This window comes from Paraburkholderia sp. BGA-UO-ETr-F21 (assembly GCF_059567925.1).
On the sequence record NZ_JCAQOY010000016.1, the window covers coordinates 274,854 to 289,151 of the forward strand.

General features: G+C 60.9%; 13 protein-coding genes. 9 read left to right on the forward strand and 4 right to left on the reverse strand.

Translation table 11 applies throughout. The features are described from left to right. The first annotated feature begins 4 nt into the window (after window positions 1–4). The 5 genes from AC57B1_RS12240 to glmS all read left to right on the forward strand — a co-directional run bounded on the left by AC57B1_RS12240 (window position 5) and on the right by glmS (window position 5,694). Window positions 5–823 carry an SDR family oxidoreductase gene (locus tag AC57B1_RS12240; protein ID WP_408344233.1) on the forward strand — a complete coding sequence of 273 codons (819 nt, stop codon included), beginning with the start codon at window positions 5–7 and terminating at the stop codon, window positions 821–823. A 90-nt stretch (window positions 824–913) separates the two neighbouring features. Further along, the gene (locus AC57B1_RS12245; RefSeq protein WP_091798215.1) at window positions 914–1,309 is read left to right on the forward strand and encodes a dihydroneopterin aldolase; all 396 of its coding nucleotides are present in this window, start codon (window positions 914–916) and stop codon (window positions 1,307–1,309) included. Between the two features lie 3 nt (window positions 1,310–1,312). Beyond that, window positions 1,313–2,323 carry a tRNA 2-thiocytidine(32) synthetase TtcA gene (ttcA, locus tag AC57B1_RS12250; RefSeq protein ID WP_496417615.1) on the forward strand — a complete coding sequence of 337 codons (1,011 nt, stop codon included), beginning with the start codon at window positions 1,313–1,315 and terminating at the stop codon, window positions 2,321–2,323. A 125-nt stretch (window positions 2,324–2,448) separates the two neighbouring features. Next, entirely contained in the window at window positions 2,449–3,810 is a 1,362-nt protein-coding gene (gene glmU / locus AC57B1_RS12255; protein ID WP_496417616.1) for a bifunctional UDP-N-acetylglucosamine diphosphorylase/glucosamine-1-phosphate N-acetyltransferase GlmU, read from the forward strand. Window positions 3,811–3,876: 66 nt separating this feature from the next. Beyond that, window positions 3,877–5,694, forward strand: coding sequence for a glutamine--fructose-6-phosphate transaminase (isomerizing) (gene glmS, locus AC57B1_RS12260; RefSeq protein ID WP_408299906.1), 1,818 nt, complete (start codon window positions 3,877–3,879; stop codon window positions 5,692–5,694). A 109-nt stretch (window positions 5,695–5,803) separates the two neighbouring features. Here the strand turns inward: glmS and AC57B1_RS12265 are convergent, their stop codons facing one another. The 4 genes from AC57B1_RS12265 to AC57B1_RS12280 form a co-directional block, all read right to left on the reverse strand. Next, a complete protein-coding gene (locus AC57B1_RS12265; RefSeq protein WP_496417617.1) occupies window positions 5,804–7,219 on the reverse strand; it encodes a DUF1254 domain-containing protein in 1,416 nt (471 codons plus the stop codon). A 25-nt stretch (window positions 7,220–7,244) separates the two neighbouring features. Continuing rightward, window positions 7,245–8,042: a hypothetical protein gene (locus AC57B1_RS12270; RefSeq protein WP_496417618.1), complete on the reverse strand. Its 798-nt coding sequence runs from the start codon at window positions 8,040–8,042 to the stop codon at window positions 7,245–7,247. Between the two features lie 119 nt (window positions 8,043–8,161). Further along, complete coding sequence (locus tag AC57B1_RS12275) at window positions 8,162–8,764, reverse strand: hypothetical protein (RefSeq protein WP_408344249.1); 603 nt, start codon at window positions 8,762–8,764, stop codon at window positions 8,162–8,164. A gap of 98 nt (window positions 8,765–8,862) precedes the next feature. Further along, entirely contained in the window at window positions 8,863–9,123 is a 261-nt protein-coding gene (locus AC57B1_RS12280; protein WP_091798249.1) for a DUF6723 family protein, read from the reverse strand. 305 nt (window positions 9,124–9,428) lie between these two features. Between AC57B1_RS12280 and AC57B1_RS12285 the strand changes: the two genes are divergently transcribed. The 4 genes from AC57B1_RS12285 (at window position 9,429) to AC57B1_RS12300 (ending at window position 13,548) form a co-directional block, all read left to right on the forward strand. After that, on the forward strand, window positions 9,429–10,658 hold the full coding sequence (locus AC57B1_RS12285) for an alkaline phosphatase family protein (protein WP_286162015.1): 1,230 nt from the start codon (window positions 9,429–9,431) through the stop codon (window positions 10,656–10,658). A gap of 8 nt (window positions 10,659–10,666) precedes the next feature. Continuing rightward, on the forward strand, window positions 10,667–11,929 hold the full coding sequence (locus AC57B1_RS12290; RefSeq protein ID WP_496417619.1) for a cytochrome-c peroxidase: 1,263 nt from the start codon (window positions 10,667–10,669) through the stop codon (window positions 11,927–11,929). A 115-nt stretch (window positions 11,930–12,044) separates the two neighbouring features. After that, window positions 12,045–12,698 carry a lytic transglycosylase domain-containing protein gene (locus AC57B1_RS12295; protein ID WP_496417620.1) on the forward strand — a complete coding sequence of 218 codons (654 nt, stop codon included), beginning with the start codon at window positions 12,045–12,047 and terminating at the stop codon, window positions 12,696–12,698. A gap of 163 nt (window positions 12,699–12,861) precedes the next feature. Then, entirely contained in the window at window positions 12,862–13,548 is a 687-nt protein-coding gene (locus tag AC57B1_RS12300; protein ID WP_408344258.1) for a DUF2242 domain-containing protein, read from the forward strand. Window positions 13,549–14,298: the final 750 nt, after the last annotated feature.

Below are 14,298 nucleotides of genomic sequence, written 5' to 3' on the forward strand. Positions count from 1 at the left end.
GTAAATGACCGCCTCTCTGGACACCGTCTCCGCCCGCGCGCCTGAAACGCCGCGCGTCGTGCTGATTACCGGCGCCGCCCGCCGTATCGGGCGCTCGCTCGCGCTGGGCTTCGCCGCGCGCGGCTGGGACGTGGCCGTCCATTACGGCGCCTCCCGGGCGCAAGCCGAAGAACTGGTCGCTGAAATCGCCGCCTTGGGCCGCCGGGCGGTCGCGTTGCACGCCGAATTGGGCGACGAGGCGCAAGTCGAACGGCTTTTGCCGGCTTGTATCGACGCCTTGGGCCGGCCCTCGTGTATCGTCAACAATGCGTCGCGCTTCGAGGAAGACACGGCGCAAACCGTCGGTTACGAGCTGCTGCTGAAGCTGACCGCAATGAACGTCGGTGCGCCGCTTGTGCTGGCGCGCGGGTTGTACGAATTGACGCCGGAGGCGGCGCGCACGGACGAAAGCCTGCGCAGCGTCGTCATCAACGTGCTGGATCAGAAGCTGTACAACATGAATCCGGACTACCTGTCCTACACGCTGACCAAGGCGGCGTTGCAGACAGCCACGGTCGCGCTGGCTCAGGCGTTGGCGCCGAAAGTGCGCGTGGTCGGGCTCGCGCCCGGCCTGACGATGCAATCCGGCGATCAGACGCCGGACGGTTTTGAAGCCGCTCACCGTACTACGCCTTTGGGCCGCGCGTCGCGGGCCGAGGATATTGTCGCCGCCGCACTGTATCTCGCGGATGCAGCGGGCGTGACCGGAACGACGCTGGTGGTCGACGGCGGGCAGCACCTCGTGCCGCTGCCGCGCGACGTAATGTTTTTGACGGGCGCCTGAAGCGCGTGCGGCCATTCGCCAGATGGGCGGCCGCCGCGCTGTGAAGCGCCCCTTTGCGTGCTCCGCACGCTTTTTTCGACTGGAACGAACATGTTTGCCGCTCTTTCGCATCCCCGGCTCGCCGATTGCCGCCGGCTCTTTCTGCGCAATTACGAAGTGCACATCAACATCGGCGTGCACGACTTCGAAAAGCGCGGCGAACAGCGCGTCGTGATCAACGTCGAACTGTACGTGCCGCTCGCGCTGTCCACGCCGGTTCAGGACAAGCTGGACGAAGTGGTCGATTACGACTTCATGCGCTCCACCATTTCGCGCCGCGTCGAGCAAGGCCATATCCACTTGCAGGAAACGCTTTGCGACGATCTCGTGAAGACCATGCTCGAACATCCGCAAGTGCGGGCCGCGCGCGTGTCGACGGAAAAGCCGGATGTGTATCCCGACTGCGACGCGGTAGGCGTCGAAGTCTTCCGTATCAAAGAGGATTGAGCCATGAATGCTCCGGAAATCCGGAACGGCGCCACGGCCGCCGCAGCCGCTGACGCAACCGGCGCCACGCCGGCCGCCGCGCGTACGAAGTCGCCGCTCACGCGCCGCGAACAGAAAGAAGCGTACGAGAACAACAAGCTGTTCAAGCGGCTTGCGCGCCAGGTTGGCGAGGCGATCGTCGACTTCAACATGATCGAGGACGGCGACAAGGTCATGGTGTGTCTGTCCGGCGGCAAGGACAGCTATGCGATGCTCGAAATCCTGATGCGGCTGCGCGAGCGCGCGCCGATCAACTTCGACATCGTCGCGGTGAATCTCGACCAGAAGCAGCCGGGCTTCCCCGAGCACGTGCTGCCCGAGTACCTGAAGCAACTCGACATTCCGTTTCACATCGAGAACCAGGACACGTACAGCATCGTCAAGCGGCTGGTGCCGGAAGGCAAGACCACCTGCTCGCTGTGCTCGCGGCTGCGGCGCGGCATTCTGTACCGCGTGGCGGGCGAACTCGGCGCGACCAAGATCGCGCTCGGCCATCATCGCGACGACATTCTGCAAACGCTGCTGCTGAACATGTTCTACGGCGGCAAGCTGAAGGGCATGCCGCCCAAGCTGCAATCGGACGACGGCAAGAATATCGTGATCCGCCCGCTCGCCTACGTGAAAGAAACCGATCTGGAGAAGTACGCCGAGTTGCGCGAATTCCCGATCATTCCGTGCAATCTCTGCGGCAGCCAGCCGAATCTCAAGCGCGCGGAAATGAAGGCGCTGGTCCGCGACTGGGAGAAGCGCTTCCCGGGCCGCATTGAAAATATGTTCAATGCGTTGTCGAACGTCGTGCCTTCGCATTTGATGGACCACAAGCTGTTCCCGTTCGCTGGCCTGCGGGCAACCGGCGAGGCCGATCCGCAAGGCGATATCGCGTTCGACGAAGAGCCGTGTTCGACCGATGCCGGTAATAGCGCGACGCTCGGTGGAGCGCAATCGATTGCGATCGTCCAGTTTGACGATCTTTGACCAAAACGCCCGTGGAATGGGCGTCTCCGCCCATTTCAGCTTGCAACGAGGCCGCGACAGCGGCCTTTTTCGTTAGAGGGTGCGTGTTAGAATCGTCGGCTCCAAACTCGTCTATTTGCCGTGCCATGAACATTGTGATTTTGGCGGCAGGCACCGGCAAGCGCATGCGGTCCGCGCTTCCCAAGGTGCTGCATCCCCTGGCCGGTCGGCCGCTCCTCGCTCACGTCATCGAAACGGCTCGCACGCTCAAGCCCACGCACCTCGTGGTGGTGATCGGCCATGGCGCCGAAGCCGTGCGCAAAGCCGTCGCCGCGCCGGACGTGCAGTTCGCCGCGCAGGAACAGCAGCTCGGCACGGGCCACGCGGTGCAGCAGGCGTTGCCGCTGCTCGATCCGTCCGCGCCCACGCTGGTGCTGTATGGCGACGTGCCGCTCACGCGCGCCAGCACGCTGCAGGCATTGACCGAGCGCGCGGGGCAGGGCGGCTACGGCGTGCTCACCGTCACGCTCGCGGACCCGAGCGGCTACGGCCGCATCGTGCGTGATGCACAAGGCAAGGTGGCGCGCATCGTCGAACAGAAAGACGCTACGCCCGAGCAGCTTAAGATCGCCGAGATCAACACCGGCATCATCGTCGCGCCGACCGAGCGTCTGGGCGGCTGGCTTGCCGCGTTGAAGAACGACAATGCGCAAGGCGAGTTCTATCTGACCGACGCGGTCGAGATGGCGATCGAAGCCGGCCTCGAAGTCGTCACCACGCAACCGGACGACGAATGGGAAACGCTCGGCGTGAACAGCAAGCAGCAGCTTGCCGAACTCGAGCGGATTCATCAGCACAACGTGGCGGATGCGTTGCTGGTCGCGGGTGTGACCCTTGCCGATCCGGCGCGTCTGGACGTGCGCGGCACGCTCGAATGTGGCCGCGATGTCTCGATCGACGTGAACTGCGTGTTCGAAGGCCGCGTTACGCTGGCCGACAACGTCACCGTCGGGCCGAACTGCGTGATCCGCAATGCGAACATTGGCGCCGGCACGCGCGTCGACGCGTTCACGCATATCGAAGGCGCCGAAGTCGGCGCGAATGTCGTGCTCGGACCGTACGCGCGCCTGCGCCCCGGCGCGTCGCTGCACGACGAGTCGCATGTCGGCAACTTCGTCGAAGTGAAGAACGCGGTGCTCGGTCACGGCTCGAAAGCGAATCACCTCACGTATATCGGCGACGCGGATATCGGTGCGCGTGTGAACATCGGCGCGGGCACAATCACCTGCAATTACGACGGCGCGAACAAATTCCGCACGATTATCGAAGACGACGTTTTCGTCGGGTCGGATACACAACTGGTCGCCCCGGTGCGTGTGAAGCGCGGCGTGACGATCGCGGCGGGCACCACGGTCTGGAAGGACGTCGAAGCTGACGCGCTGGTCCTGAACGACAAGACGCAAACGAGCAAAACGGGCTACGTGCGCCCGACCAAGAAAAAGAGTTGATCGGCGTGACGCGCGCACAAGGCGCGCTCCTTGAAACCCGGCACTAGCACTGAAAAGGAATGAGCCATGTGTGGCATTGTCGGCGCGGTAGCGCAACGTAATATCGTTCCGGTCCTGATCGAAGGACTGCGTCGTCTCGAATATCGCGGCTACGATTCGTGCGGCGTGGCCGTGCTCGGCGCCGACGGTCCGCGCCGTGCGCGCAGCGTGGCGCGCGTAGCCGATCTCGACGAGCAGGTGCACGAGAGCCATCTCGAAGGCATCACGGGTATCGCGCATACGCGCTGGGCGACGCACGGCGCGCCGGTCACGGACAACGCGCACCCGATCTTCTCGAAAGATGCACTCGCGTTGGTACACAACGGCATCATCGAGAATTACGAAACGCTGCGCGAAATGCTGCGCGGCAAGGGTTACACGTTTGTCTCGCAGACCGACACAGAGGTTATCGCGCATCTGATTCACAGCCTGTATCGCGGCGATCTGTTCGCGGCTGTGCGTGAAGCAGTCGGGCAATTGCACGGCGCGTATGCGATTGCCGTGTTGCATAAGGACCAGCCGCATACGGTGGTCGGCGCGCGGCAGGGCTCGCCGCTGGTGGTCGGGCTCGGCCAGGGCGAGAACTTCCTCGCTTCGGACGCGCTGGCGCTCGCGGGCAGCACCGAACGGTTCATCTTCCTCGAAGAAGGCGACGTTTGCGAACTGTCGCTCGAGGGCGTGCGTATCGCCGATCGCGACGGCTATGAAGCGCAGCGCGAAGTGCGTCAAGTTGCGGCATATGGCGGCGCGGTCGAACTCGGCCCGTATCGCCACTTCATGCAGAAGGAAATCTTCGAGCAGCCGCGCGCGATCACCGACACGATCCCGCAATCGGATTCGTTCGATCCGTCGCTATTCGGCGAGGGCGCGGGCAAGGTATTCGCGGAAATCGACAGCCTGCTGATTCTGGCGTGCGGCACGAGCTACTACTCGGGGCTGACGGCGAAGTACTGGCTCGAATCGATCGCAAAGATTCCCACTCAGGTGGAAATTGCCAGCGAATATCGCTACCGCGAGTCGGTGCCGAATCCGAAGTCGCTGGTCGTGGTGATCTCCCAATCGGGTGAGACGGCGGACACGCTGGCGGCGCTCAAGCATGCGCAGGAGCTCGGTCATCAACACACGCTGGCGATCTGCAACGTCGGTACGAGCGCCATGGTGCGGCAGACCGGGTTGTCATTCCTGACGCACGCGGGCCGCGAGATCGGCGTGGCATCGACCAAGGCGTTTACAACGCAACTGGTCGCGCTGTTCGTGCTGGCGGCCACGCTGGGCAAACTGCGCGGTCGTGTGAGCGAAGAGCAGGAAGCTGAATATCTGAAGCAGCTGCGCCACTTGCCGGCTGCGTTGAATAGCGTGCTGGCGCTGGAGCCGCAGATCATCGCGTGGTCGGAAGAGTTTTCGCGCAAGGAACATGCGCTGTTCCTCGGGCGCGGTCTGCACTACCCGATCGCACTGGAAGGCGCGCTGAAGCTCAAGGAGATCTCGTATATTCACGCCGAGGCTTATCCGGCCGGCGAACTGAAGCATGGGCCGCTTGCACTCGTGACCGAAGCCATGCCGGTGGTCACGGTGGCGCCGAACGACGCGCTGCTGGAAAAGCTGAAGTCGAATATTCAGGAAGTGCGAGCGCGCGGCGGTCAGTTGTATGTGTTCGCCGACGCGGATACGAAGATCGTCAACGACGAAGGCCTGCATGTGATCCGGATGCCGGAACACTATGGTCTGCTGTCGCCGATCCTGCATGTGGTGCCGCTGCAGTTGCTGGCGTATCACACGGCATGTGCGCGGGGTACGGACGTAGATAAGCCGCGAAATCTCGCGAAGTCGGTCACGGTGGAGTGAGGGAGCGGGTGCTTGCGTCGCGACGACTCGCGAGCGACGCAAGCAAAACCGCTGTGACCCACGTCGCCGCCTTTCCATTCATGTCTCACTCCGATCCCTCCACACAGGCTTACTGCTTCTGTGGGACGGGGAATTTCCAGGTGCCGTCAAATACTGACTGTCCCGGGCCGTAAATCCGGGCGATGACGTTGTATGCGCCCGTGGGTGCGGGCAGCCAGTTCGATTCCTTCTCCTTGCCGGGCGAGTCGTGCTGAACGTAGATATCGAGAGAACCGTCGGCACCGTATTTCAGGCCCTTCGTGCGGTCACCAATCGAATAACGATGGATGGAATTCGCCACGAGATGACGTCCGGGCAGGTCGTACATTGTCATCGACCAAAAGAACTTCGCGGGCGGCAAGTCCTTCTTGTCAAAGTGAATGACATACGGCTGGGAACCTAGCAACTGTTCACGGTCTGCATTGACGCGCGTGCCTACGTAGACGGCTTCTTCCTTGGTGTTGCCGTAGATGCCCATGGCCGCGGCGACAGCCCTCTTCATATAGTCGCCGTTCATCTCCTGCCGGGAGCCAAAGATGTCGTAGGAGCTCGTCGTATGCTTTTCCGCATCGGCTAGCGCGGCTTTGCCATCCGCCACACCTGCTTCGATAGCTTGCCGGATATCAACTGGCAGCGCGGAAGCATCAAAGGGTCTGCCGGGCGCGATACCAATCTTTGAAAACCGCTCCATCAGTTCGACTTCCGACGGCGCAGGCGGCTGCGTATATTGCAGCAGGAAATTCACGTATGAGATGAAGTCGATGGATGTCGCCTTCGGCTCGTCCCACTTCGGAAAGGCCACCTTTGGAACAGAGGGCGGTGCCTCGGCATGCTCAAACGAAGAAAGCGGCGTGAGGCGGTATTGCTTCTGGATAGCCTGCATGGCGCTCACGTCGCCGGGGCCATTTAATGCTGTGCGTCCCAGCGTCAGAATAAAGTCGGTCTCCGAGCGGAAGACCTTGTCGATACCTTTGGGCGTCTCGCCGTGCCAGTTCGGTCCCGCAAACAGGTAGTGGCCGCCTTGGTTGCCCGTCGTTCGCGAGCCGACGTAGGCGAAGTTATAGGTGAACAGGTCAATCCATTGAAAGACAAAATATCGATTCTCAGGCACCGGAGGAACAGTCAGCACCCAAGGCTCTCGCCGGAGGTCGAGCCATGCCCATGAATAAGGCGTGTCGTTATTTGGAGTGACGATTTCCTTGTTCTCAGGACCATAGGGCTGCGAATAGTTTCTGAATTTTCCAAATCCTCCCACGTAGGCCTTGGCAGTAGGGTCAATCGCCTGCTCGTACATCGTCTTGTAGTTGTAAAGCATCGGATATGCATAGATGAACGCATCCTTTGCAATCGTCCTGGCTTCCTCAGGAGTTGCCGTTACCGAGGTCGCTGCCGTTGTTGCACTGGCTGGAGCGGAGGTCAGACAGCACATTCCCATGGAAATCAATAAGCATGTCGAGGTGGAAATAAAGAGCTTGGAAAGTTTCACTATTTAACCTCTCAGAGTCGCTTCGTTATTTTCCGAATGTCAGGTTCAGCCCGGCGAATAGGGTGAACTGAGGTACCCCGGCGCCAGAGTGGGCCACCGAATACTGAGGTTCGATAAATGCGTTATAGATGGTCGAGCCGCTCTTCCATGCTTTGCCCGCACCGAGGCCGACCGGAATGTAATACGTACCACGCTGGAGGTCGAAGGTCCATATGCCGGTTGACCGGATATACCATCCGTCAGGCAGATTAAAGATACCGAATGGCTGGGCCGTGAGCGATTGTGTTGTGGGTCGCCCGCTCTGGCCAGCGAAGGAATGCTGCCACTGTACAAGCGCGCCGAGCAGACGCGCCTTCGTGGCACTGACGGCGACCGCGGCAAGTCCCGCCTGCCATTTCCCTGTTCCCAAGCTTGGGTCCGTGGCGGTCGGCGCCGTAATCAGCGGCCCGACACCTATCTGGATATCCGACTGCGATAATAAAAAAATGTCGAACAGATTGATGTCGCCAAGGCCCGTGTTGTAGCCGCCCGAGGCGTCCGGGCGAGTGCTGATCGGCACCGTCGCCCGGAAAATCTGTGGGACGCCAATAGGCCCAATCGGGCCGACCGGAACTGTCGGCCGCAAAAGTAAATCGTTGGTGTGACCGCTGACCCCGAACAGGCTTGGCGTGAAGTAATTCTGTATGTTGAACGAGGGCGCCGCGTTGAGCGGGTTATTGCTCTTGTTCGCGTCGTCCGCTGAGCTTTGTGCGATGGCACTGCTTGCGAGCATGCCGAACAATATCGCGCAGAGAGATTGGCTGCGTAGATTGGATCTTCTCATCGTTTAAATCCCGGAGAAACGACCGCTGAACGCACAATGCCCTATCCTGTTTGGGATCGCATGCTGGAAAAAACACCCGCCAGGTCTTTCTTCGTGCCTATGGTTGCCCGCAAACAACCTTACTCCCGTACCAATTCCACCGCTGCCGCCGAAACAAACTCCGCGCGCACGCTATCGCCGACTTTCAACTGTCCAAGCGGAATCCCCTTTGCGGCCCTGAGTTCCTGTTGATGTTTCGGGCCACGCAGCGTCACCATGCGGTTCTTCCGATCGATCTTCATCACGGTCGCGACCACCTTCACGCTATGCGCCGACGAAGCATAGCCTGCCGAAGCCGGTATCGCAGCCGTCGTCTCCACGCGTTCGCGCACACCCCTGGTGGACAATCTGTCGATGCTAAGCAGCAGCGCCTGCTGGTACGCAACGTTGAGCTTGTCGCCGACTCTGAGCCGACTGACATCCGCGAGAGCGGGATTGACGTCCACGTCCGCCAGGTTGCCGCGCGGGCCGCGCAGCGTGACGCTATTCGTGGTGGTGTCGATGGCGACCACACGGACTTGAGCGTGAATGAGCTCGGCGCGTGCGAGCGCCTGCTGCCCGGCGTGGGCATCGGCGTCCTGAGCGAAGCTGGATTGACAGGGCGCAACGGTGAGAATGCTCACCAGCGCGGCCGCCCGCCACATGACAGCGGCCGATGAAGCGAATCTGCGCGGACAGGTCATTCGCTGCTCCCGAAGTGATCATCACGATCGATTAACGCAAGCGCGCAACGCAATCGATAAACCCCAGCGATCAACGCAAAAACGGCGACCTCTCGCGCCTACAACTCCGGGCGCGCCAGGTCGCTGGCGACAATGTGTTCGCCATACACCTGCGCCGCCGCGATCGCTTCCAGCTTGGTCGCATACGGCCCGAGCTCTGGCGCGCCGTCGAACGGAAAGAGCACGCGTGCGTCGGTGGTTCGAACCACTTTCAACACGCCGAAAAAACGCTTGTATCCGGCGAGCTTCGACGTTGCTGAAATTTCAAAATCGTCCTCGGACGTCGCGGGGACGCTGGGAATAAATGCGGTCTTGGCCATACCTGAAAACATCGCTTGTTCAATGGGCCGACAGCGGCAAGAACGCCAAGCCTACACCCGGTTGTACCGGGAAAACATTCGCCGGCGGGTTTCATTGTCTCAAATCCCGGCGGATTCGGCCGGTGCGTCCACAAGCGAACCGGCGAGCGGCCGTCGATCAAGCCGGTCGCCGGTATCGTCAGGCGCGTTTATGTGCCGCGCGAGATGACCGTTATATGGCAAGAATGTAGCGTGATTCACGGCTGCGTCATACGCGCTGCATAAAGTTTGTCCCCACTAAAAACGCCAATACAAAGGGGCACTCCATGTCACAACGCAGCGGCTTGCGTGCATTCTTCATGGTCGCTTGCGCGGTCCTGATCGGCCTGATCGTCGCCGCGTGCGGATCGTCGTCCTCGTCGCTCAAATTGAGCGGCCAGCAGCAGATCCGCCACGTTTTCGTCATCACGCTCGAGAACGAAAACTATGCGACCACCTTCGGTGCGAACAGCAAGGCGCCGTATCTTTCGCAGACGCTCGCTTCGCAGGGCGCGATGGTGCAGCAGTACTACGGCACGGGGCATGTGAGCCTCGACAATTACATCTCGATGATCAGCGGCCAGGCGGCGACGCCGGAAACGGATAACGACTGCATCACCTATCAGGACTACAAGCTCACGGGCATGACATCGGACGGCCAGGCGATCGGCTCGGGCTGCGTCTACCCGGCGAGCGTCAAGACGTTGCCGGACCAGTTGAAGGCCGCGGGCTACACGTGGAAGGGCTATGAAGGCGACATGGGCAACGATCCGACGCGTGAAGCCGCCACCTGCGGCCACCCGACGCTCAACACGACCGACCTGACGCAGTCTGCCGAAGCGCCGAGCGCCGCCGTGCCGCTGGGTGACCAGTACGCGACGCGTCACAACCCGTTCATGTACTTCCACTCGATCATCGACTCGGCGGACTGCGGGCAGAACGTCGTCAATCTGAACAAGCTCACGACCGACCTGCAGTCGGTCTCGACCACCGCCAACTTCAACCTCATCACGCCGAACCTGTGCGACGACGGCCATGACGCGCCGTGCGTGAACGGCCAGCCGGGTGGCCTGACGAGCGCGAACACGTTCCTCCAGAAGTGGGTGCCGATTATCACGGCGTCACCGGCGTTTCAGCAGGACGGTTTGCTGATCATCAACTTCGACGAAAGCAGTTACGCGACGGTGACGCAGTCGGGCACGAGCGAGGATCTGATTTTCACCGGCGCGACCTGCTGCAGCCAGCAGCCGGGGCCGAATCTGCCGTCGTTCCCGCAGACGTCTTCGCTGACGTACAAGGGTTTGACGATCAACCTGACCAAGCAGAGCTTCGGCGGCGACCAGACCGGCGCTGTCATGATCTCGAAGTTCATCAAGCCGGGTACGGTATCGACGGTGCAGTACAACCACTATTCGATGCTCAAGAGCATTGAAGACATCTTCCAGCTGGACCACCTCGGCTACGCGGGCCAGGCCGGCCTCGTCGGGTTCGGCAGCGACATCTTCACGAACCTGTAAGCGATTCGATGCTGTCTTCTGCAATGCAATTGACCGCGCGCGCCGGCGTGAATTGGGCGGCGCGTGCCGCGCTGCTCGGCGCCGCGCTGATGTCCGGTGCGGCCGCGGCAGCGCCGGCCGCTACGAACCCCGCCTATAGCGACGCCGCCGCGCTCGGCAAGCTGATGTTCTTCGACGCCTCGCTGTCGGCCTCGGGCAAGATGTCGTGCGCGAGCTGTCATAGCCCGTCGCATGCGTATGGGCCGCCCAACGGCCTCGCGGCACAGCTGGGTGGGGCGGACATGCACTCGCAGGGCACGCGCGCCGTGCCGAGCCTGCGCTACGTGCTGAACCGCACGCCGATATGGAGCCACGCGCAGGCTGCCAGTCTGTCCGAGCGTCTGAGCGAAACGGACAACGCGCCGGTAGGCGGTTTCGGCTGGGACGGGCGCTTCAATCGTTTGCGCGATCAGGCGAGTTTCCCGCTGTTCAATCCCAACGAGATGGCCAACACGGATCCGGCGGCCGTGCTCGCAAAACTGGAGCACGCGCCCTATGCGGCGCGTTTCAAGGAAGTCTTCGGTCAGAACATCTTCGTTGATCGCGCCAAGGCGTTCACGCAGGCCATGTTCGCGATTGAGCGTTTCGAGCTTGAAGACCCGAGTTTCCATCCGTACACGAGCAAGTTCGATTACTATCTGGACGGTAAATTGCAACTAACGGCACAAGAATTGAGAGGCAAAAAGCTGTTCGACAATCCCGAGGGTGGCAATTGCGCCTCCTGCCATATCGACCAGGTCGGCGCCGACGGCTCCCATCCGCTTTTCACCGACTTCAACTTCCAGGCGCTCGGCGTGCCGCGCAATCCGGAATTGCGGGCCAACTCCGATCCGAAGTACTTCGATATGGGTCTGTGCGGACCGCTGCGCACCGATCAGGCGAGCGACAAAAGTAATTGCGGGCTCTTCAAATCGGTGTCGCTGCGCAATACGGCGACGCGTCAGGTGTTTTTCCACAACGGCCGGTTCCATACGCTGAAGGACGCGTTGCGCTTCTACGTGCAACGCGACACCAATCCGGCGAAGTGGTATCCAGAAGATGCGCACGGCAAGATCGACAAATTCGACGACTTGCCCGTCGCGCTACGCGTCAACGTCGACACGACAGACGAGCCGCTCACACGCAAAGCCGGCGAGCGTCCGGTCTGGTCGGAGCGCGATATCGACGATGTCGCCGCTTTCCTCGCCACGCTGAACGACGATTACGTTCCAAAGCCGAAACCCACGCATTGAACGCGAAAGAAGCACGGGCGGCCGCAATTCCTAAGACGAATTTCGGCTCGTTCTGGGTCTAATTTGGGGGCAGAGCTATAATGGCCGGATCCCCTTTTCTTTCCCGTCCTCCGTTATGAGCCGGTTACTTTGCCTGATCGTGCTGTCGCTCGGCCTGATGCAGACCGCGGCGGCCGACGAAAACACCGAGCGAATGTCCGCGTATCTCACGCATAAATTCGGCTTGGCAAAGGAAAAGGCTGAAAAGATTTCCGACGCGGTGCAATCCGCCGCCTCGAAATATTCCCTCCCGCCGGCGCTCCTGCTGGCGATCATCTCGATCGAATCCCGCTTCAAGGAAAAGGCCAAGGGCGCCAACGGCGCGACCGGGCTGATGCAGGTGGTGCCTGGCGCGCATCGCGGGCTGCTGAGGAACGTCAAGGATCTCACCGAGCCGACCGCGAACATCGAAGTGGGTTCGGCGATCCTGTACGGCTACATGCGCTCGGCCAACGGCGACATGAACGCCGCGCTCAAGAGCTACGGCGGCTCGCAGGCCTACGCGCAGAAAGTGAGCTTGAAGGTTGAAGATTTCGCGGCGCTCGCCACGCCTCAAGACTCTGATCGACAGGCGGATGCGCAGGCCGTCGCGTGCGCGGCGCAACCCGCGCCCGACCATTGCGCTGCGCTGGATAGCTGGGCCGATGCCTTCACGATTCCGGCCGTCAGCGCCGCCGGGAAAAATGGCGCGACCGCGTCGTCAATGGGACTTCCCGCTACGTCGCACTGAGCGACATCCCGTTTTTGCTGTCTCTTCTCTCACGGCGTCGCGGCCGTGGTAATGCGTTGTGACGTCCCGCGATATGCCGGAGTGCGTGCTTTTTACGCATATTTGGCAACCGCTCTACAATGCATTCCCATTCGCGCTCACGCGGCGTCTCTTCCGATCGACCATGCCGACCTCGTTTTTTAAAGCCCCTGCCGCCGCGCTTGCCGGCCTGCTGACCCTTGCCGCCTGTAGCAGCGCGCCACAGCAGAAATTCCAACAGGAACTGTTCGAAACTGGCGCGAGCCCGTATGCACGCAATTTCAATTCGAGTGCGACGGATACCTGCGAGGCCGCGCGTCGTGCGCTATTGAGCCAAGGCTATCTGACGACGATGACGCGTAACGACACCGTCGATGGCACGAAGAATTTCCAGCCGACCGGCGATAGCCACGTGGTCGTCGAATTTCACGTGGTCTGCACGCCCGGGGAAGAGGCGAGCGACACCAGCATCGTCTACGTCAATGCCGTTCAGAACGGCTTTGCGCTGAAGAAAAGCGATACCTCGGCAAGTGTCGGGCTGAGTGTGCTGGGTTCGCTGTCGCTGCCGATCCGCTCGAACAGTGATGCGATGGTCAAAATCTCGAGCGAAACGATTCCCTCGGGCAAGTTCTACGACCGGTTCTTCGGCCTTGTCGATCACTATCTGCAAACGGTGGTGCGCACGCAGCCGGTCGCGAGCAGCCGCATCGAGACGCGCCTCCTGCCGGTGCCGGTTCAAGCGGCGGCTCCGGCGACTGTCCCCGAGATGCCTGACGCGATCGGCACGGCGGCGTCCGTGCAACCGGCGAGCGGAGTCGGCGTGGCGCGTTGAGTGATCTACGGGAGTTCGCCGGCCGGAGATTGATCAAGCGCTGATCAGCCTTCAATCTCACCGCGAAGCATCACTTATCCTATGTCTTTTACTTCATATGTATATATATGTAGTAATAGTTAACAAGGGTTAACCCCTTCTGTGGATAACTCCCAAATGTTCCGTCACATCAATGTCATGCAAACTCCATAACCCTGCGGAACACCTCTGTAGAAAAACTACAACCCCGGGATAACTTCGACGGCGCCTCGCTGACGGGCCCTCTTATCAAGATTCCACACACAGGCTGTTCCACGCGCTATCCCGAAGTTATTCATAGGAAACTGTGGATAACTCGCCTTCTAGCCCCTTTCTTCAACTGCTGCCAGGCAGGTTTTTCAACTTCGCCATGCGCTCGCCACCGTACAGACCGCAGCCGCCCCGACGCGCACATTCAAGACGGACGGTACAAAGATTGCGTATCTCTTTTTGCAAGCGCGACTGTTGCTATTTAGTCAAAACCATTTCGGTAACGGCCGATCCAGGCATAGAGTTAAAGTGTTTTCTGAAGTTAATGGTGCGGTGCGGGGGTGTGGAATGAAACGTAGAACAGCACGACAGCTTGTCCGTCTTCTCTCGGATATTCGACATGCCACCCATTGCAGCACGCTACGGGCGGCAGCCACCAACCGGGCCATTACGCTCGCATCCGCTGAACACGACGCGGACGTTGCAGACAGCGACGACAACACCGATCCCTCGCGCGACGCG

Excerpts from the sequence above, each read along its gene's own strand:
- glmS (WP_408299906.1), top strand. The coding sequence starts at position 3,877 with ATGTGTGGCATTGTCGGCGCGGTAGCGCAACGTAATATCGTTCCGGTC.
- AC57B1_RS12295 (WP_496417620.1), top strand. The coding sequence starts at position 12,045 with ATGAGCCGGTTACTTTGCCTGATCGTGCTGTCGCTCGGCCTGATGCAG.
- AC57B1_RS12240 (WP_408344233.1), top strand. The coding sequence starts at position 5 with ATGACCGCCTCTCTGGACACCGTCTCCGCCCGCGCGCCTGAAACGCCG.
- glmU (WP_496417616.1), top strand. The coding sequence starts at position 2,449 with ATGAACATTGTGATTTTGGCGGCAGGCACCGGCAAGCGCATGCGGTCC.
- ttcA (WP_496417615.1), top strand. The coding sequence starts at position 1,313 with ATGAATGCTCCGGAAATCCGGAACGGCGCCACGGCCGCCGCAGCCGCT.
- AC57B1_RS12285 (WP_286162015.1), top strand. The coding sequence starts at position 9,429 with ATGTCACAACGCAGCGGCTTGCGTGCATTCTTCATGGTCGCTTGCGCG.
- AC57B1_RS12275 (WP_408344249.1), bottom strand. The coding sequence starts at position 8,764 with ATGACCTGTCCGCGCAGATTCGCTTCATCGGCCGCTGTCATGTGGCGG.
- AC57B1_RS12280 (WP_091798249.1), bottom strand. The coding sequence starts at position 9,123 with ATGGCCAAGACCGCATTTATTCCCAGCGTCCCCGCGACGTCCGAGGAC.
- AC57B1_RS12270 (WP_496417618.1), bottom strand. The coding sequence starts at position 8,042 with ATGAGAAGATCCAATCTACGCAGCCAATCTCTCTGCGCGATATTGTTC.
- AC57B1_RS12245 (WP_091798215.1), top strand. The coding sequence starts at position 914 with ATGTTTGCCGCTCTTTCGCATCCCCGGCTCGCCGATTGCCGCCGGCTC.
- AC57B1_RS12290 (WP_496417619.1), top strand. The coding sequence starts at position 10,667 with ATGCTGTCTTCTGCAATGCAATTGACCGCGCGCGCCGGCGTGAATTGG.
- AC57B1_RS12300 (WP_408344258.1), top strand. The coding sequence starts at position 12,862 with ATGCCGACCTCGTTTTTTAAAGCCCCTGCCGCCGCGCTTGCCGGCCTG.